Source organism: Streptomyces sp. NPDC006476 (genome assembly GCF_040612015.1).
Lineage (GTDB): Bacteria > Actinomycetota > Actinomycetes > Streptomycetales > Streptomycetaceae > Streptomyces > Streptomyces griseorubiginosus_B.
This window is the reverse complement of sequence record NZ_JBEXPK010000040.1, coordinates 1-19,528: the sequence shown is the minus strand read 5'-3', so window position 1 is coordinate 19,528 and position 19,528 is coordinate 1. Positions and strand designations below refer to the sequence as shown.

Genomic DNA, 19,528 nt, shown 5'->3' with positions numbered 1-19,528 from the left:
GTTCATGCACACCAATCGAGGCGACCTCGGCATCGCAGGTGTCACCCGCAGACGAGTCCTCACGGGCGCGGTCGCGCTGGGCGGCGCCGCACTTCTGGCCCGGCCGCAGGACGCGTACGCGGCCGACGGCCCCCTGTTCGACACCACTCCGGCCGCGGCAGCGCTGAAGCGTCTGCTGCCCGACCACCATCGGCAGATCACCCTGCGGGCCGTCGCCGACGACACCGACCGCTTCCGGGTCACCGGCCGGGCCGGGCACATCACGGTGGAGGGCACCAGTACCGGGGTGCTGCTCGCCGGCCTGCACACCTACCTGCGGCGGACCGCGCACGCCTCCGTCTCCTGGACCGGCGAGCAGCTGAACCTGCCGCGCACCCTCCCCGCGCCGGCCAAGGAGATCACGGGAGCGGCCAACGTGCCGCACCGCTTCGCCTTCAACGACACCAACGAGGGCTACACCGGCGCCTACCGCACCTGGGACGCCTGGCAGCACGAGCTGGACGTGCTGGCCCTGCACGGAGTCAACCGGGTCCTCGTCTACATCGGCGGCGACGCGGTGTACTACGACACCTTCCGCCGCTTCGGCTACTCCGACGCGGCGCTGCGCGCCTGGATCCCCGCCCCCGCCCACCAGCCCTGGTGGCTGCTCCAGAACATGTCCGGCTTCGGCGGACCGGTCTCCCGACAGCTCATCGAGCGGCGGGCCGCGCTCGCCGAGAAGATCATCGACCGGACCCGCGAACTGGGCATGACGCCGGTCCTCCCCGGCTACTACGGCACCGTCCCGGACGACTTCCCCGCCAGGCACGGCGGCGACGCGGCGGTGGTGGCGCAGGGCACCTGGGGCGCCTTCAAACGGCCCGACTGGCTCGACCCGCGCACCACGGCCTTCCGCGAGGTGGCCGCCGCCTTCTACCGGGCCCAGACGGAGCGGTTCGGTGACAGCACGATGTACAAGATGGACCTGCTGCACGAAGGCGGAAACCCCGGTGACGTACCGGTGGGCGAGGCCGCCAAGGCCGTCGAGACGGCGCTGCAGAGGGCCCACCCGGGGGCCGTGTGGGCGATCCTCGGCTGGCAGACCAACCCGTCAAAGGCACTGCTCGACGGCGTCGACAAGAGCCGGATGCTGATCGTGGACGGTCTGTCGGACCGGTACACCACCGTCACTGACCGGGAGAGCGACTGGGGCGGCACCCCGTACGCCTTCGGCAGCATCTGGAACTTCGGTGGCCACACCCCGATCGGCGCCAACGCACCGGACTGGGTGGAGCAGTACCCCAAGTGGCGCGACAGGGACGGCAGTTCACTCGCGGGCATCGCGGCGATGCCGGAGGCAGCCGACAACAACGCACCCGCTCTGGCTCTGTTGACGGACCTCGCGTGGACACCGGGAACGGTCGACCTGGACGACTGGTTCGCCGCCTACGCCCTCTCCCGCTACGGCGGCCCGGACCGGCACGCGGCCGCCGCCTGGCAGACGATCCGCGACACCGCGTACGACATGTCACGCGCGGACTCCTGGAGCGAGGCCCCCGACGGCCTGTTCGGCGCCCGTCCGAGCCTGACGGCGAACAAAGCCGCCGCCTGGGGCCCGGAGAAGGACCGCTACGACACCACGGCCTTCGACACCGCGCTCACCGAACTCCTCGCCGTACGCCCCGAGTTGCGGGACACCTCGGCTTACCGGTACGACGTCGTGGACGTGGCCCGGCAGGTCCTGTCCAACCGCAGCCGGGTACTGCTCCCGCAGATCAAAGCCGCGCACGCGGCAGGGGACAAAGCCCTCTTCGGCCGCCTGACCAGGACCTGGCTGACCTGGATGGACCTCCTCGACGATTTGCTGGCCACCTCCGGCCCGCACCTGCTCGGACGGTGGCTCGCCGACGCCCGCTCCTGGGGCAGCGACCGGGCAGAGAAGGACCGCCTCGAGTACGACGTCCGCTCCCTCCTCACCACGTGGGGCGGACGCGCCAGCAGCGAAGAAGGCCTGCACGACTACGCGAACAGGGAGTGGTCCGGGCTGGTCGGCGGCCTCTACCGCACCCGCTGGAAGACGTTCTTCGACGCGCTCGCCACGGGGAAGGACCCGGCGACGATCGACTGGTTCGCCCTGGAGGACCGCTGGGCGCACGCACACGAGACTCATCCGACCGAACCCCACGGTTCCGCGTACGTCCTGGCCCGCCGCGTGCGCGACCTGCTCGCCGCCACTCCCCATCAGGCGGCCCTCACCGCGGCGGCCGACCGGGCGGCGGTGGCCGAGGGCACGCCCGCGACGGTGACGGTCACCTTCACCAACAGAAACGGGTTCACGCCCGCACGCGATGTGACCCTTTCCGTCGCCGTCCCCAAGGGCATGACGGCGAAACCGCTCGATCCGGTGCGCACGCCCTCGGTGACGTCCGGCGGCACGTTCACCACCCGCTTCGAGATCTCTCTGGCGGGCGAGCCCACGGAACTGGTCGGCCAAGTCGTCGCGGCGGCGGTGTACGCGGGCGGCGGGAAGGCGGTGGCGCCGGTACGGCTGCTGGCCGCGACCGGAGTCGAGGACCCGTACCGCACGGTCTCCTACAACGACGCGGTGTTCGGCCAGTCGGGCGACGAGATCGCCATCGAGGGCGCCGGGGCGGACCTGTGGGGCGCCACCAACGAATTCGGGGCCGTGTACCGGGCGGGCGCCTGTCTCGACAAGACCGTCGCCGAGGTCAGGGTCACCGCTCAGGATCCGACCGGGGGCTGGGCGCGGGCGGGCATCGTCGTCCGCAACGACCTGGCTGCGCAGGGAAGCGCCGGCTATGTGAACCTGGCGGTCACTCCGTCCAACGGGTGCGCGCTGAGCTGGGACGCCGACGGCGACGGCCATTTCGACTCGATCGAACTGTCGGGGTCCTTCACCGCGCCGGTGCGGCTGCGGCTGACCAGATCCGGCGCCTCGTACCTCGGGGAGGCCAGCACGGACGGCGTCACCTGGACAAAGGTGGGCACCGCCACGCCTTCGGGTACGGCCACCGCACAGGACATCGGAATCTTCATGACCGCCGCCAACGGCTGGACCGGCACACGGGGCATGGCCAACTTCGACGGCTTCAAGGTGACCTGACACCTGCAACCAGGCACAAGAAGGGTTCCTGCATTCGCGTCTCATCCACGCGTTCGCCCCCACCGCACACGCCTTTCCCCCAGGAGGACGAAGCGGAAGCCCGGTCCGGTGACGCCCGAATGCCCAGGGGCCCGCACGGGCAGCACTCGGACGATCTCGCACCGCTTTCGACCACCACGGAGCACGCTCGTGAGCGATGTTGTCTTCACTGCCGATTTCACCTCTGAACGCCAGTGGGTCGCTGGGCGTTCCTGGGCCTATCCCGACGGCGGCCCGACCAACCCGGGCGACAACAAGCTGGACTACCTCACCTCGGACCCTGCCTACTCCCGCACGGGAACGTTCCGCGCCACCCGCCGAACGGACGGCTGGTGGAACACCGGTCTGCTCACCACCGAAGGAAGCGAGGAAGGCTTCACCGTACGCACCGGCGACCAGCTCAGGACCAGGGTGCGCCTGCCCACCGGGCTGGGCGCGTGGCCGGCGATCTGGACCTGGCGGGACGGAGGCAACGAGGTCGACGTCTTCGAGTACCACCCCGACAACCCGGACCTCCTGGAACTCTCCAACCACGTCCGGCAGGGGCAGAAGTATCTCCGAAGTCCGGCGGTACGTCCTGGCGCGACCATCGATCTGCAGGTCACATTCGGCCGCCACGATGTGGTGTGGTCGCTCGACGGGACGGAGGTCTTCGCCGACGGACGGGGCGTAGGCGCTCGCTGGCACGCCTACCTGATCGTCAACCTCTCCGTCTGCGCGGGCCGTTACCATCCGCCTCCCGACCCGACAGCCACCGAGCTGTCCTTCCGCGTCGAGACCCTCACCGTGCACCGCCCCTCGATGCCCTCGGTGCCGCACCAGGCAGTCCTGGACGCCCGTAGCGAGTGGGAGGCAGGCGCCGAGTCCTGATCAGCGATCAACGTCGGCTCCTCAGGGCAGGGCGTCCACGCCGGCCGCACGTGTCCCGGCCCCGGGCATGGGCACCCGGCGGTCATGGAGATGCCGACCTCACCCTTGATCGACCGTTCGCTGCCCGCTCTCGCCAAGGGCTACACGTGGCTGCCCAGCCTGCTGCGCGACCGCCCCGACGGCGTGACCCGCACCCGGGTCACGGGCAAACCCGCGCTTCTTCCTGCCGCTGCTCCACCCCGACCGGATCGCCGGCCTTGTGGAACATGTGACCGCCGCGTGGGACGAGGCCGTACGTGAATGGAGCGGGGCCGAACAGACCGTGTTGTTCGACGCCGCGAGCGTGGTGCTCACGCGCGGTGTGTGCCGCTGGGCGGGCGTTCCGCTCGACGAGGGCACCACGGAAGACATAGAGCATCTCGCGCGCGACCTGGTCGCCATGGTCGACGGCTTCGCCACCGCAGGGCCCCGGCACTGGTGGGCGCGGCGGGCACGGAGCCGTCAGGAGCAGCGTTTCGCCCGACTGGTCGACGACGTGCGCGCCGGCAGGGTCGCCGCCCCTGACGGGTCGGTGCTCGCCGCGGTGTGCGAGCACCGTGAGGCCGACGGCGAGCCTCTCCACCCGCACACGGCCGCCGTCGAACTGCTGAACGTCATCCGCCCCAGTGTCGCCGTCTGCTGGTTCGTCGCCTACACGGCGCATGCGCTGCACCTGCAGCCGAACCAACGCGAACGGCTGCGCGCCGGCGACAGCGCCTACACCGCCGCGTTCGTGCACGAGGTGCGCCGCTTCTACCCGTTCGTGCCCTACCTCGGCGGCCTCGCCGTCCGTGACCTGTCCTGGCGGGACGTCTCGGTGCCGGCCGGCGGGATGGTTGTGCTCGATGTCTTCGGACAGAACCACGACGAGAAGCTGTGGGACGACCCGTACGTCTTCCGCCCGGAGCGGTTCATCGAGCACGCGGTCGAGCGTGACGAACTGATCCCTCAGGGCGGTGGCGAACCGCGTAACGGTCACCGCTGCCCCGGGGAGGGCCTTACCATCGGGCTGCTCGAAGCGCTCGCGCTCCGCCTGGCCGATCTTGAATTCACCGTCCCGGACCAGGACCTGAGGATCTCCCTGCGGCGCATCCCGGCGCGCGTGCACAGTGGCGTCGTCGTACGGGACGTGAGGGTGCCGAGCACGCACACACTGACGCCCGTGTGACACCCCGCACCGAGAGCCCGGCGACCGGAGTGTCCGCACTCCGGTCGTGCGCGACGACGGCCGCCCTCACGTCATTCCGTCGGCTGCTCGGGGCCCTTGCCGGTTCCCGGTTCTGCGATCCGCCGGTGCGCCGTGGCCTTGACCCCGTCGGGCAGCACCTTCCCCGCCAGCTCCTGTGCCTTGGTCTTCAGCGAGCCGACCACGGTCTACTTCTCGCCCTTCACGATCGCCTCGAACGCCCGCTCGGCCACCGTGGCGGGATCATCCTTCTTCATGGTGCCGATCCGGGTGTCGTCCGCCATGCCCGCCCTGCGAAAGAAGTCCGTGTCCGTCGGGCCCGGCATGAACGCCGTGACCGTCACACCGGTGTCCTTCACCTCCTCCGCCAGCGCCTGGGCGAAGGACTGCACGAACGACTTGGACGCGTTGTACACCGGCTGGAAGGCACCGGGCATCGTCGACGCGACGGACGAGGTGAACGCGATCCGTCCCGCGCCGCGCTTCACCATGGCCCGAAGCAGTGGCTTGGCCAGCCGCACGGTGGCGGTGACGTTGAGATCGATGACCTCCTGGTCGTCGGTGAGATCGGTGTCCACGAAGGCGCCGCCCTGGCCGACCCCCGCATTGAGGACGACGACGTCCACCGTCAGCCCGTCCAGCGCGTCCAGCAGCAAGTACCGGCCCTCGGCGGCCCTGAGATCGGCACGCACCGCGCGGACTTCCGCACCTGTCTCCCGCAGAGCCCGCGCCGCGGACTCCAGCCGTTCGTCCTCGGCGTTCACCACGAGGTCGTAGCCGTGCAGTGCGAACTGCCGTGCCAGCTCCATGCCGATTCCACTGGATGCGCCCGTGACCAGGGCGAGGGGTCGTATGTCAGTCATACGGGCCGAGTAACCGACTCGACCGGTGGCAACCAGGTCGCTCAGGCTTCCGCTCTGCTGGCTTTCAGACATGTGATGGAGAACAATGCTCATTCCTTCCGTACCATCGCTAGGACACAGCTGTGCGGCAGCAACCACGGCGAATCAAGCGTCACCAGGCCGTGCAGCGTACGCATGGGACACCGCACATGCTGCCGTCTGCCGATCGGCGGCCGAGGCAACCGGGAAAAGGAGTGAGGACCATGTCCGAAACCAACGTTGTGACAACCGAGTTGACGACACAGTACGGAGCACAGGTAGCCAGTGACCTGGAGCGCAACCTCAAGGAGCAAGACCGCGTCCGCGAGGAGATCGAGGCACTTCAGGAGCAGTTGACCGCCCTCCAGCACGACCAGACCATCCTGGTGAACGTCCAGCAGGCCCTCGGACTTCCCAGCGCTCCCGCACGACCGGAGCCCGAGACAGCCACAGCAGTGCCCGCGCCCCGCAAGAGGGCACCCGCGCCCGCATCGCGCTCGGGCAAGCAGAGGCGGACCGACAAGTCAGCCGACAAGTCAGCTGGCAAGTCGGCCGCACCGGCCGAAAAGCAGGCCCGTAAGCGGAGCACCGCCGCGTCATCGGCCGGGCCGCGGGCCGTGCCCAAACTCGTCGACCTCGTCCGCGAACACCTGGCCGGACAGAGCGAGCCCCGCTCCGCCGCCGAGATCTCCACCGAACTCGAACAACAGCACCCCGACCGGGAGATCAAGACCAAGATCGTGCGCCTCACCCTCGAGGGGCTCGTGGCCAAGAACCAGGCGCAGCGCACCAAGCAGGGTCGCTCGGTCTTCTACACCACCCCTGAGGCCACCCGGCCCGCCCCGACGGACGAAGCCGAGACAGAGCAGCCTGCCTGACGCCGGTGCCTCTTGTTGCCACCGCGGCTCGGGGACCTGCCCAGCCGACGAAACCCGATCTCGACGGGGCCCAAACGCGCAGCGCATCGCCCGGGACATGTCTTCGTGCCGCTGCCCGGACCAGCGGTCCGGGCAGCGGTGTGTCGGTCGTGGGTCAGGGGGGTCAGGGCGTCAGTTGCCAGCGGGCGATGTATCCGACGTCGATGGATGCCCGGTCCTGCACGCGCAGCTTCCACGTGCCGTTGAGCGGCTGCGCGGAGGCGTCGACGGTGAAGGTCTGGTCGACGTTGTCGGCGGAGCCGCCGCTGCGGTTGAGCAGGGAGTAGACGGTGCCGTTCGGACCGACCAGGTCGACGGTCAGGTCACCGCGGTAGGTGTGGACGATGTTGACGTAGACGGAGGTGGTCGCGGAGGCGTTGCCGTCGCGGCCGGTGATGGTCACCGGTGACTCCACGGCGGGTCCGTTGTCCGGGATGTCCACGCGGGTGGAGTTGGCGTAGACGTAGGCGATCCGCCAGCTGAAGGTCTTCGAGACGGACGCACCCGTGCTGTCCGTGACCTTGACGGTGACATCGCCGGTGCCGAGGGTGGTCGGCGTGCCGGTGATGAGACCGCTCGGGCTGATGCTCAGGCCGTCGGGCAGCCCGGTGGCCTCATAGGTCAGAGAGGCTCCGGAGTTGGTGGTGTAGGCGTCCAGCTGGAGGCTGACCGCCTGGCCGATACCGCTGGTCTGGTCGGCGACCGGGGCGAGGTTGACTCCGAGGGCGATGCGGTTGCCGACGTTGATCGCCGCCCAGGCGTCGGCGACGGCGAGGTAGGTCGGGCTGTAGGCGCCGTAGAGGTCGGCGGCGGCTGACAGGGTGGCGGTGCGGGCGCCGGCGTAGTCGGTGGTCGAGGTCATGTACGTCGTCAGGGCGCGATACCAGATGGCGGCGGCGTTCTGGATGCCGATGCCGGTGACCGGCTGACCGTCGTAGGTCGGACTGTCGTAGGAGACGCCGTTGACGGTCTTGGCGCCGCTGCCCTCGGAGAGCAGGTAGAAGAAGTGGTTGGCGGGGCCCGAGGAGTAGTGGACGTCGAGGCCGCCGAGTGAGGGGCTCCAAATGTCGGCGGAGGCACCGTCCTTGGAGGGCTTGTCCATGTACCGCAGCGGGGTGCCGTCGCCGTTGATGTCGATCTTCTCGCCCACCAGGTAGTCGCCGGGGTCGGCCGGGAGGTTCTCGTAGAACTCCACGGCGGCGGCGAAGATGTCGGAGGTCGCCTCGTTGAGGCCGCCGGACTCGCCGGAGTAGTTCAGGCCCGCGGTGGCGGCGGTGACACCGTGGCTCATCTCGTGGGCCGCGACGTCCAGGGCAGTCAGCGGGTGGGTGTTGCCCTCTCCGTCGCCGTAGGTCATGCAGAAGCAGGAGTCCTGCCAGAAGGCGTTGACGTAGTTGCTTCCGTAGTGGGCACGGCTGTAGGCGGCGACACCGTCGTTGCGGATGCCGTTGCGGCCGTACGTCTCCTTGTAGTAGTCCCAGGTGGCCGCGGCGCCGAACGCCACGTCGACGCCTGCGGTCTGACGGTTCGAGGGCAGTCCATTGCCCCAGACATCGTTGTCGTCCGTGAAGAGGGTGCCGGTGCCCGATGTGCCCTGGTTGAGGTCATACGTCTTGTGCCCCGCGCGGTCGGGGTCGACGAGCTGGTACGTCGATCCCGACTGGGTCGTGCCCAACGGGACCGTGCCGACGTACTCGCCGGTGCCGGTGCCGGTGTCCACCTTCTCGTCGGCCAGGAGCTGTTTTCCGGTGGTGGCGTCGGTGACGACCTGCAACTCGCTGGGGGTGCCGTCCCGTTGCACGCCGGCGACGACGCTCTCCCAGGCCAGGACGGGCTTTCCGGAGCCTGCCCAGATCACCAGGCGGGGCTTGCGCTCCACCTTGGAGCCCTTGACCCGGGCGTGCTGGGAAGCCGCTTCGGCCTTGTCGGCGGCGACGGCCGAACGGATCGTCGGGCTCAGCGAGGGCACAGTGAGGGCCGCCCGGCTCGCCTTGGTGACGGTGATACGACCGCTGCTGTCGTGGACGACGAGATCGCCGCCGAGGACGGGCAGGCCGGCGTAGGTGCGCTCGTAACGGGTGTGCGTGGTGCCGTCGGCGTCCTTGACGACGTCCTTGACGAGGAGCTTCTCCTTGACGCCGAGGCCTATGTGCCGTGCCGTGTCGACTGCCGCGGACTGGGCGGTCTTCAGCAGAGCGGCGCGGCGGGCAGGCGTCAGGGATGCCGGCTGGGCACCGGCGCGGGGCTTGGCGGTGATCTTCGCGGGGCCCGGATCGGCCGGGGCGGCGGTGGCGAGGCCGGGCAGGGCCAGGGCGAGCAGGGACCCCAGGGAGGTGAGAGCGAGGGCGGCGCGTCTGCGCCGGGCAAAGCTGCGATCTTGCGGGGACAACGGGTTCTCCTTCGATATGACGGCCCGTGGTGGGCCGCGGGCGGCACGGAGCGGCAGAGGACGCCGGTCTGGAGGCTGCACGGCATGCGGGTGGAAGGAGGTGGGGGGTGGGAGTGGTGCTGCGGGTTCACCGCGTGGTGAATCTGTCAAGGAACGGTGAACGTCCTGCAGAAGGCTGACACCGCAGACCCGATACTGTCATGCGCCGGTCAAGCAAACGGCTGGAAATGGTCATGGAGATCTGGCAAATCGGAAGGGACGACGCCGGTTTTCGGCCGCGCCCCCCGCGTGCCGCTACGGCGAGGACGGGTGCCCGAGGTCAGACCGGACCGTCCGACCCCGGCTCCCATCCTGCGCGCAGTCGGTCGCCCCTCCACCGGGCTCCGTCACGTCGGCCCTCCAGCACGACACCGAGGCAGGCGGCGCACGACGCGTGTTGCCGAAGTCGGCCGACCCGACGCGCTCAGGCCGACGGCACCAGCTGCTCCAGAAGCAGCGTGACGCTCGTCCTCAGGTCGTCCGCGGCGCTCTCGCGGCCGCCCAGATGTCCCAGCAGCGCCTGTTGGAACACGCCGTCGAACACGGCGTACGCCGTGGGAGACGGCACCGCCGGCGCCCCACCGGCCAACTCCGCATAGAGGCCGACGATGCGCCAGATCATGCGCTCCAGGCTCTGGTCTATGGCGAGTACGTCCTCCCGGAACGACTCCTCGAACAGGCTCTGGTTGCGCAGGTCGTACCAGAGCCGGTGCATCGGCGCGTCCTCGCGCAGGGTGCCGGCCATCGCCTCGGCGAAGCCCTCTTTGAGCTCCTCGGCCGTGCCCGCGGTGACGACGATCTGGTCATAGCGGGTGACGCACTCGGCCTTGTACTGCCGCACGCAGAAGGTGATCAGTTCCACCTTGTCGCGGAAGTAGTAGTGCAGGACGCCATGGGAGAACTCGGAGTTCTGCGCGATCTCGCGCATGCTCGTGCGGGCATAGCCGAGTTCGGACAGGGTCTGCAGCGCGGATGCCGCCAGCTGCGCCCGCCGTTGGGCGAACTTGTCGACCTGGCGCCGGGAGATCCGGTCCTGGTTCTTGCCCAGGGTCTGGGTCACGGTGAGCCTTCCGTCCGCCCTTCCGATGGCCCGCACCCTGCGGACTCGGCCCCAGGCTACCGCGGCGGACGGCCCGCACCCAGTGCTCCCCTGGACACTCGTCCAGAAAAATCTTGACAGTCGTCCAAGAAAGTCTTGACGAGTGTCAAGACGTGTTCGACGCTGACGGTGCACGGCACGCAGCCGGCACACAGCCATCTCGATGAGGAGATGTTCCATGAGCGTGTACGACCTGACCGGGCGCAGGGCGCTGGTGACCGGCGGAGCCCGAGGACTGGGTGCGGGGATGGCGGAGGCACTGGCCCGGGCCGGCGCCGCCGTGGTCATCGGCGACATCCAGGAGGAGACCGGCAAGGCGACAGCCGACTCCCTCCGGGCGTCCGGCGCCACCGCCGGTTTCGTCCACCTCGACGTGACCGAGGACGCGAGCTGGGAATCGGCGGTCTCACAGACGGTCGGCGAACTCGGCGGCCTGGACATCGTCGTCAACAACGCCGGGATCGAGATCTCCGCCCTGGTCGTCGACCTGGATCCGGCCGACGTCCGCCGCATGCTGGAGGTGAACGTCCTCGGGACGGCCCTCGGCATCAAGCACGCCTTCCGGGCGATGCGCCCCGGCGGTCCGGCCGGCGCCGGCGGCGCGGTGGTCAACATCGCTTCGGTCGCGGCGACCATCGCCTTTCCCGGCATCTCGGGCTACTCCGCGACGAAGTCGGCCGTGGACCGGCTGACCCGGGTCGCCGCGCTGGAGTCGGGCAAGCTCGGTTACGGCGTGCGCGTGAACTGCGTCTATCCCGGCCTGGTACCGACCGAGATGGGCGCCCGGCTCGCCGCGGACATGGAGACTCTCGGGCTCTTCCCCAGCGCCGAGGCGGCGGTCGGCGAAGTGATCGGTCAGACCCCGCTGGGCCGGCTCGGCGAGGTGGCCGACATGGCCGACGCCGTGGTCTTCCTCGCCTCCGACGGCGCCCGCTTCATCACCGGAGCCGGTCTGCCGGTCGACGGCGGCATGGGCATGTGACGGGCTTCCCCCAGCACCTCCACGTACGAAAGGCCGATCCCTCATGAGCAACAGCAAGCCCGTCGTCGTCTACGGCGCCTCCGGCTACACCGGCCGTCTGGTCTGCGAATACCTCCGCGAGTACAACATCCCCTTCATCGCCGCCGGACGCGACAAGGCCCGTATCCAGGAAGTCCTCGACAAGGTCCCCGGCATCGACACCGTCGAGCACGAGGTCGTCGAGGTCGAGCACGCGGTCGGACCGCTGACGGAGCTCTTCCGCGGCGCCAAGGTGGTGAGCAACATGGTCGGCCCGTTCATCAAGTACGGGCCGGAGGTCGTCGAGGCCGCCCTCGCCGCCGGCTGCCACTATCTCGACACCACGGGCGAACAGGACTGGGTCATCGACGCCCAGACACGATGGGCCGACGACTACGCCGAGAAGGGACTGCTCCTGTCCCCCGGCGTCGCGCAGATGTACACCACCGGCGAGATCGCCGCCAACATCTGCCTGGAGACCCCCGGCCTGGACACCCTCGACATCCTGGTGCTCTGGAAGGGCTTCCCCACCTACGCCTCGACCCAGACGATCTTCACCATCCTCAAGGCCGACTGGTACTACCTGGAGGAGAACCAGTACCGCCAGTGGGACCCGCTCACCGCCCTCGAGGTCGCCGTCCCCGGGCAGCATGAGACGGCTCTCGCCCTGCCATGGGGCGGCACCCTCCACCCCGTGTGGTTCAAGAACGACCCCAGGGTCTCGACCTGCAAGGTCCTCGGCGGAGTCACGGACCGCGCCGTCATGCAGGGCGTGGTGGAGACGGTCAAGATGGTCGAGTCGCAGATCAAGACCCTGCCCGCTGACCAGCAGGACGCCGCCCTCGCCGAGGTGGCCGCCTCGGTGCAGGCGGGCATGCCGCCCCGGGAGAACCCGCGCATCAACACCTCCGTGGACTCCGTCCACGCCTCGGGCCCGCTGGGACGTGCCCACTGTGTGATCCACGGCAACAGCAACTACAAGCAGACCGGGCTCCTGCAAGCGTACGCCGCCCATTCGTTGCTGCAGCAGCCGCCGCGGCGGGTCGGCCTGGCCTCGGCCTGCCAGGCGTTCGGCCACCGTGAACTGCTTGGTGTGCTCAAGGCGTTCGGGCTCGTGCTCGACCCGGTCCTCACCGTCCACAGCTGATTCCCGGACCCCGCAATGGACTCGGAGAAACGGGGATGACGCCGTGCGTCTGACCGACTATCTGGACAAGGGCACCTCCCTGGGACCCGACGCCCCCTGTCTCACCACGGGGGGCCACACCCTCACCTATGGCGAGGTGCAGGAACTGTCCTGGCAGGTGGCCCGGGCACTGGACCGGTCGGGCGTACGGCCCGGGGACAAGGTGGCGGTGCTGTCTGCCAACGACCCCACCGCCTTCTCCTGTGTGTTCGGCATCTCCAGGGCGGGCGCGGTGTGGTGCCCCGTCAACCCGCGCAACGAGGCCGCCGAGAACCGGGAGTTGCTGGATCTCTTCGACTGCGTCTGCCTGATCTTCCAGGAGGCGTACGCCCCTCTGGTCGCGAAGATCCTGCCCGACCTGCCGAAGCTGACCACGCTGGTCTGCCTCGACGGCTCCCCGGCCTTCGCGACCTCCCTCCTTGCCTGGCTGGACGGCCTGCCCGGCGGTCCGTGGGAGGCGGCACCGGCCGGCGACACCGTCATGCTCGTCGGCACGGGCGGCACCACGGGTCGACCCAAGGGTGTGATGCTGACCGACCGGAACATCGAGACCATGTCGGCGCTGACGCTGATGAGTTACCCCTTCGACCCCCGGCCGGTCTACCTGGCGCTGGCCCCACTGACCCATGCCGCCGGGGTCCTGTGCTTCCCCGTCATGACGCTGGGCGGCGAGATCGTCATCATGCCCACGCCGGACCTCGCCGAGTTCCTCGTACTCCTCGAACGGCACCGTGTCACGCACACATTCCTGCCGCCGACGCTCATCTACATGCTCCTCGCCCATGCGAACCTGCCCGCCACCGACCTGACCTCACTGCGCTGCCTCTGGTACGGCGCCGCCCCGATGTCGGCGGCCCGGCTGGAGGAGGCCATCGAACGGATCGGCCCGGTCATGGCACAGCTCTTCGGCCAATCCGAGGCACCCATGATGATCTCGACCATGGCCCCGGAGGACCACCTCCGCTCCGACGGCTCCCTCGCCGTGGAGCGTTTCGCCTCAGCCGGCCGGCCCTCACCGCTGGTGACCGTCGCCATCATGGACGCCGCGGGGACACTGCTGCCGCCCGGCGAACGCGGTGAGATCGTCGTGCGTGGCTCACTCGTGATGGCGGGCTACTACAAGAACCCCTCCGCCACCCAGGAAGCGTCCCGACACGGCTGGCACCACACCGGGGACATCGGCTACCTCGACGCCGACAACTACCTGTTCATCGTCGACCGCGCCAAGGACATGATCATCAGTGGTGGTTTCAACATCTACTCCGCCGAGGTGGAACAGGCGGTGATGGAACACCCCGCCGTCCAGGACTGCGCGGTCATCGGACTGCCGGACGACAAGTGGGGCGAGCGTGTGACCGCCGTCGTCCAGCTCCACACCGAAGCGAACGCGGCGAGCGTGACCAGTGCCGGCATACGCGACTTCGTCAGGGCCCGGATCGGGAGCGTCAAGGCTCCCAAACAGGTCGAGGTGTGGCCCGACCTTCCCCGCTCCAAAGTGGGCAAGGTCCTCAAGAACGAGGTCCGATCCCAGCTGCTCGGGACCGCATCCGACTGACAGGACTGCCACGGTGGGTGTGGCAGAGATCGGCACCCGCGGTGCGCACCCGCCCCAGCGAGTCCCCGGCCGGGCATCCACGAGCCGCGCTCCGCGACCTCGTGGTGCCGGGGGTGTGAGGCGGGGTTTCGTCGACGACGACATTGTGTTGCAATGCCCATGCCATGCTGACAGGCCGAGGGGGGCTCATGGCACGCGGATTGCGCAGTGTCGTGTTCCTTGTACTGGTGCTGGTCACGGCGGCGCTGTCGCCGCACCAGGCCGAATCGGATACCGGATCACCAACCCGATTACCGGCCTCCGGGTCGATGCGGGTTTGCCCGAACCCTGACCTCGGCCACGTCTCGTGTCTCGCGTTCGTCCGGACGAGGGCGGCGGGCGGGGCCACGACAGCGCGGGCGGCGGCCGCCGAGGACACGCCCTTCGGTTACGGCCCCGCCGATCTGCAGAACGCCTACAAGCTGCCCTCGGCCACGGCCGGCGCGGGCCGAACGGTGGCCGTGGTCGACGCCTACGACGACCCCAACGCCGCCGAGGACCTCTCCGCCTACCGCGCCCAGTACGGGCTGCCGCCGTGCACCGAGGCGTCCGGCTGCTTCACCAAGGTCGACCAACGAGGCGGAAACGCTTTCCCCGAGGCCGAGGACGAGTGGGCCATGGAGATCTCCCTCGACCTGGACATGGTCTCTGCCGCCTGCCCCAAGTGCCGCATCCTGCTGGTGGAGTCGGACAGCAACAGCATCGAGGACCTCGGTGCGGCCGTGAACACCGCCGTCGACAAGGGTGCGGGCTACGTGTCCAACAGCTACGGCGGCGACGAGGACCAGAGCGAACTCGCCGACGACACCGCCTACTTCCACCACCCCGGCGTCGTGGTGACCGCCGCCGCCGGCGACGACGACTACGGCACCGAATACCCCGCCGCCTCGCCCTTCGTGACTGCGGTCGGCGGCACCACACTTCTCAAGGACTCCAGCAGCCGCGGCTGGTCCGAAACCGTCTGGGGCGACTTCCTCAACTACACCAGCGGCACCGGCTCGGGCTGCTCCAGCCAGGAGCCCAAGCCCTCCTGGCAGTCCGACCCCGGCTGTCCACGCCGGATGCTCAACGACGTCTCCGCTGTCGCCGACCCCGACAACGGCGTCGCCATCTACGACAGCTACCAGGACGACCCATCCGGCAACTGGTTCGTGGCCGGAGGCACAAGCGCCTCCTCCCCCCTGGTCGCCGCCGCCTACGCGCTGGCCGGCCCCCCGCGCCCCGGCTCCCTGCCCGCCTCCTACCCCTACGCCCACCCCGCCGCGTTCAACGACGTGACCTCCGGCGAGAACGGCTTCTGCGACGACGACACCGAGTACTTCTGCACTGCGGCGACGGGATACGACGGCCCCACCGGGCTCGGCACGCCGGCCGGTGTGTCCGCCCTCTCCGGCGCGGTGACCACCGACGGCACCATCGTCACCGTGACCGTGCCCCCCGACCAGAACACCCGCACCGGCAGTCCCGTGTCCCTCCAGGCACAGGGCAGCGACTCCGTCTCTGGGCGCACCCTCACCTACACCGCCTCGGGACTGCCCCCCGGAGTGTCACTCAACCCCACGACCGGCCTGATCTCCGGCACACCCACCACCTGGGGCACCTGGGGCGTCACCGTCACGGCGCAGGACTCCGCCGGAGCGTTCGGCGCCGCCTCCTTCACCTGGCGGATCACCACCGCCGAAGGGTGCTACCCGGGCCAGATAGTCGGCAATCCCGGCTTCGAACTGCCCGACTACCCGCCCTGGACCGGGCAGTCACCCTGGTTCCTCACCGACACCACCAGCGACCTCCCCGCCCACTCGGGTCACTACGTCAGCCTGTACGACCACCTGGCCGCCTCCCAGAACGCCCGCACCCTGCGTCAGACCATCGCTGTCCCCCGCGACTGCCCGACCGTCACGCTCAGCTACTGGCTTCGGCCCGTCACCGAGCTCGCCCCGACCGACGCCGCCAAAGACACCCTGCAGGTCCGCGTCCTGAACCAGACCGGGACCGTCCTCGCCACCCTGGCCACGTACTCCAACAAAGACGCCACCCAGACCTATCAACAGCACACCCACGACCTGTCGGCCTACGCCGGAAGAACCGTGACCCTCGCCTACACGGTCACCTCCAAGGCCGCGGCAACCGACTTCGCCCTTGACGACACCACTCTGACGGTGCACTGAAAAGCCACGCCCCGGACGGAACAGGTGAGCTTCAACACATCGGAGGTCTTTGTCGTATACAGGCATCACACAGCATCGCTGTTGCGTATCGCGCACTGTTCCCGCAGTACAGGCACGTGTCACCAGCGACATGACGTCTCGTCAAACAGGCCTGTATGAAGGGGAGAAGGGGCTGGTCAGCTACTTCCGGGTAGCGGAGAGCGGCTGTCGAGATAAACCTCAGCCGTCACTCCAGCGTCTACTGTGTTGCCAGACCCTTCCGGGCCTCTCCCCCACCAGCGGGCGGGACTCCCGTCTGCCACCACCAAGAACAGGCAGCCGCGGGTATGAAGCCACTGCGCCCAGAAGATCCCGAACAGCTGGGCCCCTACCGCCTCGTGGCCCGGCTCGGAGCGGGCGGAATGGGCCGCGTCTACCTGGCCACGTCGCCGGCCGGCCACGCCGTCGCGGTCAAGGTCATCCGCCCCGAGATGGCGGAGGACAAGAACTTCCGCATCCGTTTCCGGCGCGAGGTGGCGGCCGCGGCGGCTGTCGGCGGCACCTACACCGCATCCGTGGTGGACGCCGCTCCGGACGCGGAAACGCCGTGGCTCGCCACCACCTACATCCCCGGCCCCACCTTGGCCGAGGCGATCGCCGAACACGGGCCGCTACCGGTGGAGACGGTTCTCGCCCTCGGCGCCGGCATGGCCGAGGCGCTCAGCGCGGTGCACGCCCAGGGCCTGGTGCACCGTGATCTCAAACCCTCCAACGTGCTGCTCGCCGCCGACGGACCACGCGTCATCGACTTCGGCATCGTCCGCGCCCGCGACGGCTACCAACTCACGGCCACCGGAGGCGTGTTCGGCTCCCTGGAGTACATGTGCCCGGAACAGGCGACCGGAGATCCGATGGGAGCGGAGGGCGACGTCTTCTGTCTCGGCTCGGTACTGGCCTTCGCCGCGTGCGGGCGCCCACCGTTCAGCGGCGCCGCTGCAGCGACTCTCCTTTACCAGGTGGTCCACGGCTGGCCCGACCTGACCGGCGTGCCGGAACCGCTCGAGAAGATCATCGGGCTCTGCCTGGCCAAGGATCCCGCCCTGCGCATCACACCCGACCGACTCTCCGCGGCGTGCGCTCCGGGCGGCGTCGAACAACTGCTGACCGAGGCCTGGCTGCCCGCTGCGGTGGCGGCGACCGTGGCTCGCTATCAGGCCGCCGCCATGGATCTCGTGCCGACACCGGCCGCCGCGCCGATCACCACCGACCTCGCCCGGAGCAGGACCGGAGCGAACGGCGTCCGCCGAGCTGGTGAGACCGATTGCGGGAGTGGTGAACCGCAGGACAGCGCAGAGTCCCAAGTCGCCGTGACGCCCCGGGCAGAGGCGAACTTCGTCGGCCTGACGACACCGGAGCAGTCCGACCCGTCCGAGAAGCCGGCCCCGGAGGCCCCGCCCTCGCGTGCGCACCGTCGCTCCCGCACGCACTCCGGTCTCTCCCGGCGCTCGATGCTCGCTGCCGCCGCCGGCCTGGCGGTGGCCGGAGGGGCCACCGCACTCGTCGCCGTGCGGAGGAAGCCCCGCACCCGCTCCGCGTCTTCCATCGTCTCCGCGCCCGAGCCGAACTGGGTCTACGCCAGCGCCCCGTTGCTGCAGACCCCGGCGGTCTTCAACGACGGCACCGCCCTGCTCAAGGCCCGCCCGGGCGCCGTGATCTGCCTCGACCTCCACGACGGCTCCCACCCCAAGTGGATCTACCAGGGCATCAGCCTCTCGCCCACTCCCGTCCTGCTGACCGACGGCGCCGCCGTCGCGCTCGGCACGGGCGCCACCGTGATCGGCGTCGATCCGACCAACGGGACCGAGCGGTTCACCCTCGACTTCGGCACGGACTTCCAGTTCGACCAACTGCTGGGCACCTACGAAGGCTCCACCCTCTCCGTACTCGGCGCTCGGCTGGAGCGCCAGTCGACGGAACAGGGCGTCGCGACCTCCACCGACGCGGTCTTCGCCGTCGACCTCCAGGCCCGCCAGGCGGAAGTCATACCGATCAGCCCGGAAGACGTCGGCATCCCCCTTCAACCGGTCGTCACCTCCGACTACTTCGTCTACGCCGACGGCCTGCGCAACGTCTCCGTCCGCAGCACCCGCGACGCCGGCTCGCTGCGGTGGCGGCACCCGGTCGGCTACGACCTGCGGCCAGGTATCGCCGTACTCGGCCAGACCGTCTTCGCCATCGGCTCCGAGCTCATCGCCCTGGAGCTCGGTACCGGCAGGCTCCGCTGGCGCGCGAAACCCGAGCGGGGCTTGTTCACCTCCCTCGGAACGGGCGGCAACACCGTCTACGTCATCGGCAACGACCCCCACGGCGTCTACGCGTTCAACGCGGCGAACGGCTCACGGCGCTGGTTCTGCGCGACTCCCCCACTCGACGGCGACCATTCCATCGCCGTCGGACAGCCGGCCGTCTACGCCGCCGCCCTGGAGAACAAGAAAGGTTTCTTCGCCATCGACGCCGCCACCGGCCGCCTGCGGTGGAACTTCACGGACGGCCGGGACACCGGCATCAACGGCTGGCAGATCTCCTGCGACCGAGCCGGCCATCTGGTGGCTCACCACTACGACCGCGTCTACGGACTGCCGAGCGCCTGACAGCAGCGTCGGCCCCGGGTACGGTGCCGCCGTACCCGGGGCCATCGCGCAGAGGGTTGCTAGGGCGACGTGACCAGCTTGTCCCGCTTGCGGCTCGCCCGCTGGCGGACCAGTGCGAAGGCCACCACGCCGAGCGCCACCAGCGTGGACAGGACCACCTGGTCGCGTCCGCCGCCATCCGCCGTGTCGGTCAGCATGTAGCCCAGCACGAAGGTGATCAGGGCGATCGTGGCCCAGGTCAGGTAGGGGTAGAGCCACATCCGCACAACGAGCTTCTCCGGCGACTCCCGCTGGATGATCCTGCGCATCCGCAGCTGCGAGAAGCAGATCACCAGCCACACGAACAGGGCGATCGCGCCGGAGGAGTTGAGCAGGAACTGGAAGACGG

The 19,528-nt window shown here is 69.5% G+C and carries 11 protein-coding genes and 2 pseudogenes; 9 read left to right on the top strand and 4 right to left on the bottom strand.

The annotated features are described in order from the left end of the window. The first annotated feature begins 4 nt into the window (after positions 1–4). The 3 genes from ABZZ74_RS34845 to ABZZ74_RS34835 all read left to right on the top strand — a co-directional run bounded on the left by ABZZ74_RS34845 (position 5) and on the right by ABZZ74_RS34835 (position 5,219). Entirely contained in the window at positions 5–3,103 is a 3,099-nt protein-coding gene (locus ABZZ74_RS34845) for an alpha-N-acetylglucosaminidase TIM-barrel domain-containing protein (RefSeq protein WP_356771898.1), read from the top strand. 189 nt (positions 3,104–3,292) lie between these two features. Further along, positions 3,293–4,012 carry a beta-glucanase gene (locus ABZZ74_RS34840; protein ID WP_356771896.1) on the top strand — a complete coding sequence of 240 codons (720 nt, stop codon included), beginning with the start codon at positions 3,293–3,295 and terminating at the stop codon, positions 4,010–4,012. Between the two features lie 259 nt (positions 4,013–4,271). After that, complete coding sequence (locus ABZZ74_RS34835; RefSeq protein WP_356771894.1) at positions 4,272–5,219, top strand: cytochrome P450; 948 nt, start codon at positions 4,272–4,274, stop codon at positions 5,217–5,219. 71 nt (positions 5,220–5,290) lie between these two features. Here ABZZ74_RS34835 and ABZZ74_RS34830 read toward each other — a convergent pair. Continuing rightward, a pseudogene (locus ABZZ74_RS34830) lies at positions 5,291–6,100 on the bottom strand (SDR family NAD(P)-dependent oxidoreductase). Positions 6,101–6,342: 242 nt separating this feature from the next. Here ABZZ74_RS34830 and ABZZ74_RS34825 point away from each other — a divergent pair. Then, entirely contained in the window at positions 6,343–6,996 is a 654-nt protein-coding gene (locus tag ABZZ74_RS34825) for a hypothetical protein (protein WP_356771892.1), read from the top strand. A gap of 163 nt (positions 6,997–7,159) precedes the next feature. On the opposite strand, the gene ABZZ74_RS34820 is transcribed toward ABZZ74_RS34825, so the two are convergent. Continuing rightward, a complete protein-coding gene (locus ABZZ74_RS34820) occupies positions 7,160–9,424 on the bottom strand; it encodes a M4 family metallopeptidase (protein ID WP_356771890.1) in 2,265 nt (754 codons plus the stop codon). A gap of 463 nt (positions 9,425–9,887) precedes the next feature. Beyond that, a complete protein-coding gene (locus ABZZ74_RS34815; RefSeq protein ID WP_356771888.1) occupies positions 9,888–10,523 on the bottom strand; it encodes a TetR/AcrR family transcriptional regulator in 636 nt (211 codons plus the stop codon). 217 nt (positions 10,524–10,740) lie between these two features. Between ABZZ74_RS34815 and ABZZ74_RS34810 the strand changes: the two genes are divergently transcribed. The 5 genes from ABZZ74_RS34810 to ABZZ74_RS34790 all read left to right on the top strand — a co-directional run bounded on the left by ABZZ74_RS34810 (position 10,741) and on the right by ABZZ74_RS34790 (position 19,140). After that, positions 10,741–11,544, top strand: a complete 804-nt coding sequence (locus ABZZ74_RS34810) for an SDR family NAD(P)-dependent oxidoreductase (RefSeq protein ID WP_356771886.1) — start codon at positions 10,741–10,743, stop codon at positions 11,542–11,544. A gap of 43 nt (positions 11,545–11,587) precedes the next feature. After that, positions 11,588–12,709 (top strand): DUF5938 domain-containing protein, encoded by a 1,122-nt coding sequence (locus ABZZ74_RS34805; RefSeq protein WP_356771884.1) that lies wholly within the window; start codon positions 11,588–11,590, stop codon positions 12,707–12,709. Positions 12,710–12,752: 43 nt separating this feature from the next. Continuing rightward, positions 12,753–14,303, top strand: a complete 1,551-nt coding sequence (locus tag ABZZ74_RS34800; protein WP_356771882.1) for a long-chain fatty acid--CoA ligase — start codon at positions 12,753–12,755, stop codon at positions 14,301–14,303. 188 nt (positions 14,304–14,491) lie between these two features. Then, a complete protein-coding gene (locus ABZZ74_RS34795) occupies positions 14,492–16,510 on the top strand; it encodes a putative Ig domain-containing protein (protein ID WP_356771880.1) in 2,019 nt (672 codons plus the stop codon). A 326-nt stretch (positions 16,511–16,836) separates the two neighbouring features. After that, on the top strand, positions 16,837–19,140 hold the full coding sequence (locus ABZZ74_RS34790) for a PQQ-binding-like beta-propeller repeat protein (RefSeq protein ID WP_356771878.1): 2,304 nt from the start codon (positions 16,837–16,839) through the stop codon (positions 19,138–19,140). A 59-nt stretch (positions 19,141–19,199) separates the two neighbouring features. On the opposite strand, the pseudogene ABZZ74_RS34785 reads toward ABZZ74_RS34790, so the two are convergent. Further along, positions 19,200–19,528: pseudogene (locus tag ABZZ74_RS34785) on the bottom strand (amino acid transporter); the annotation flags it as partial.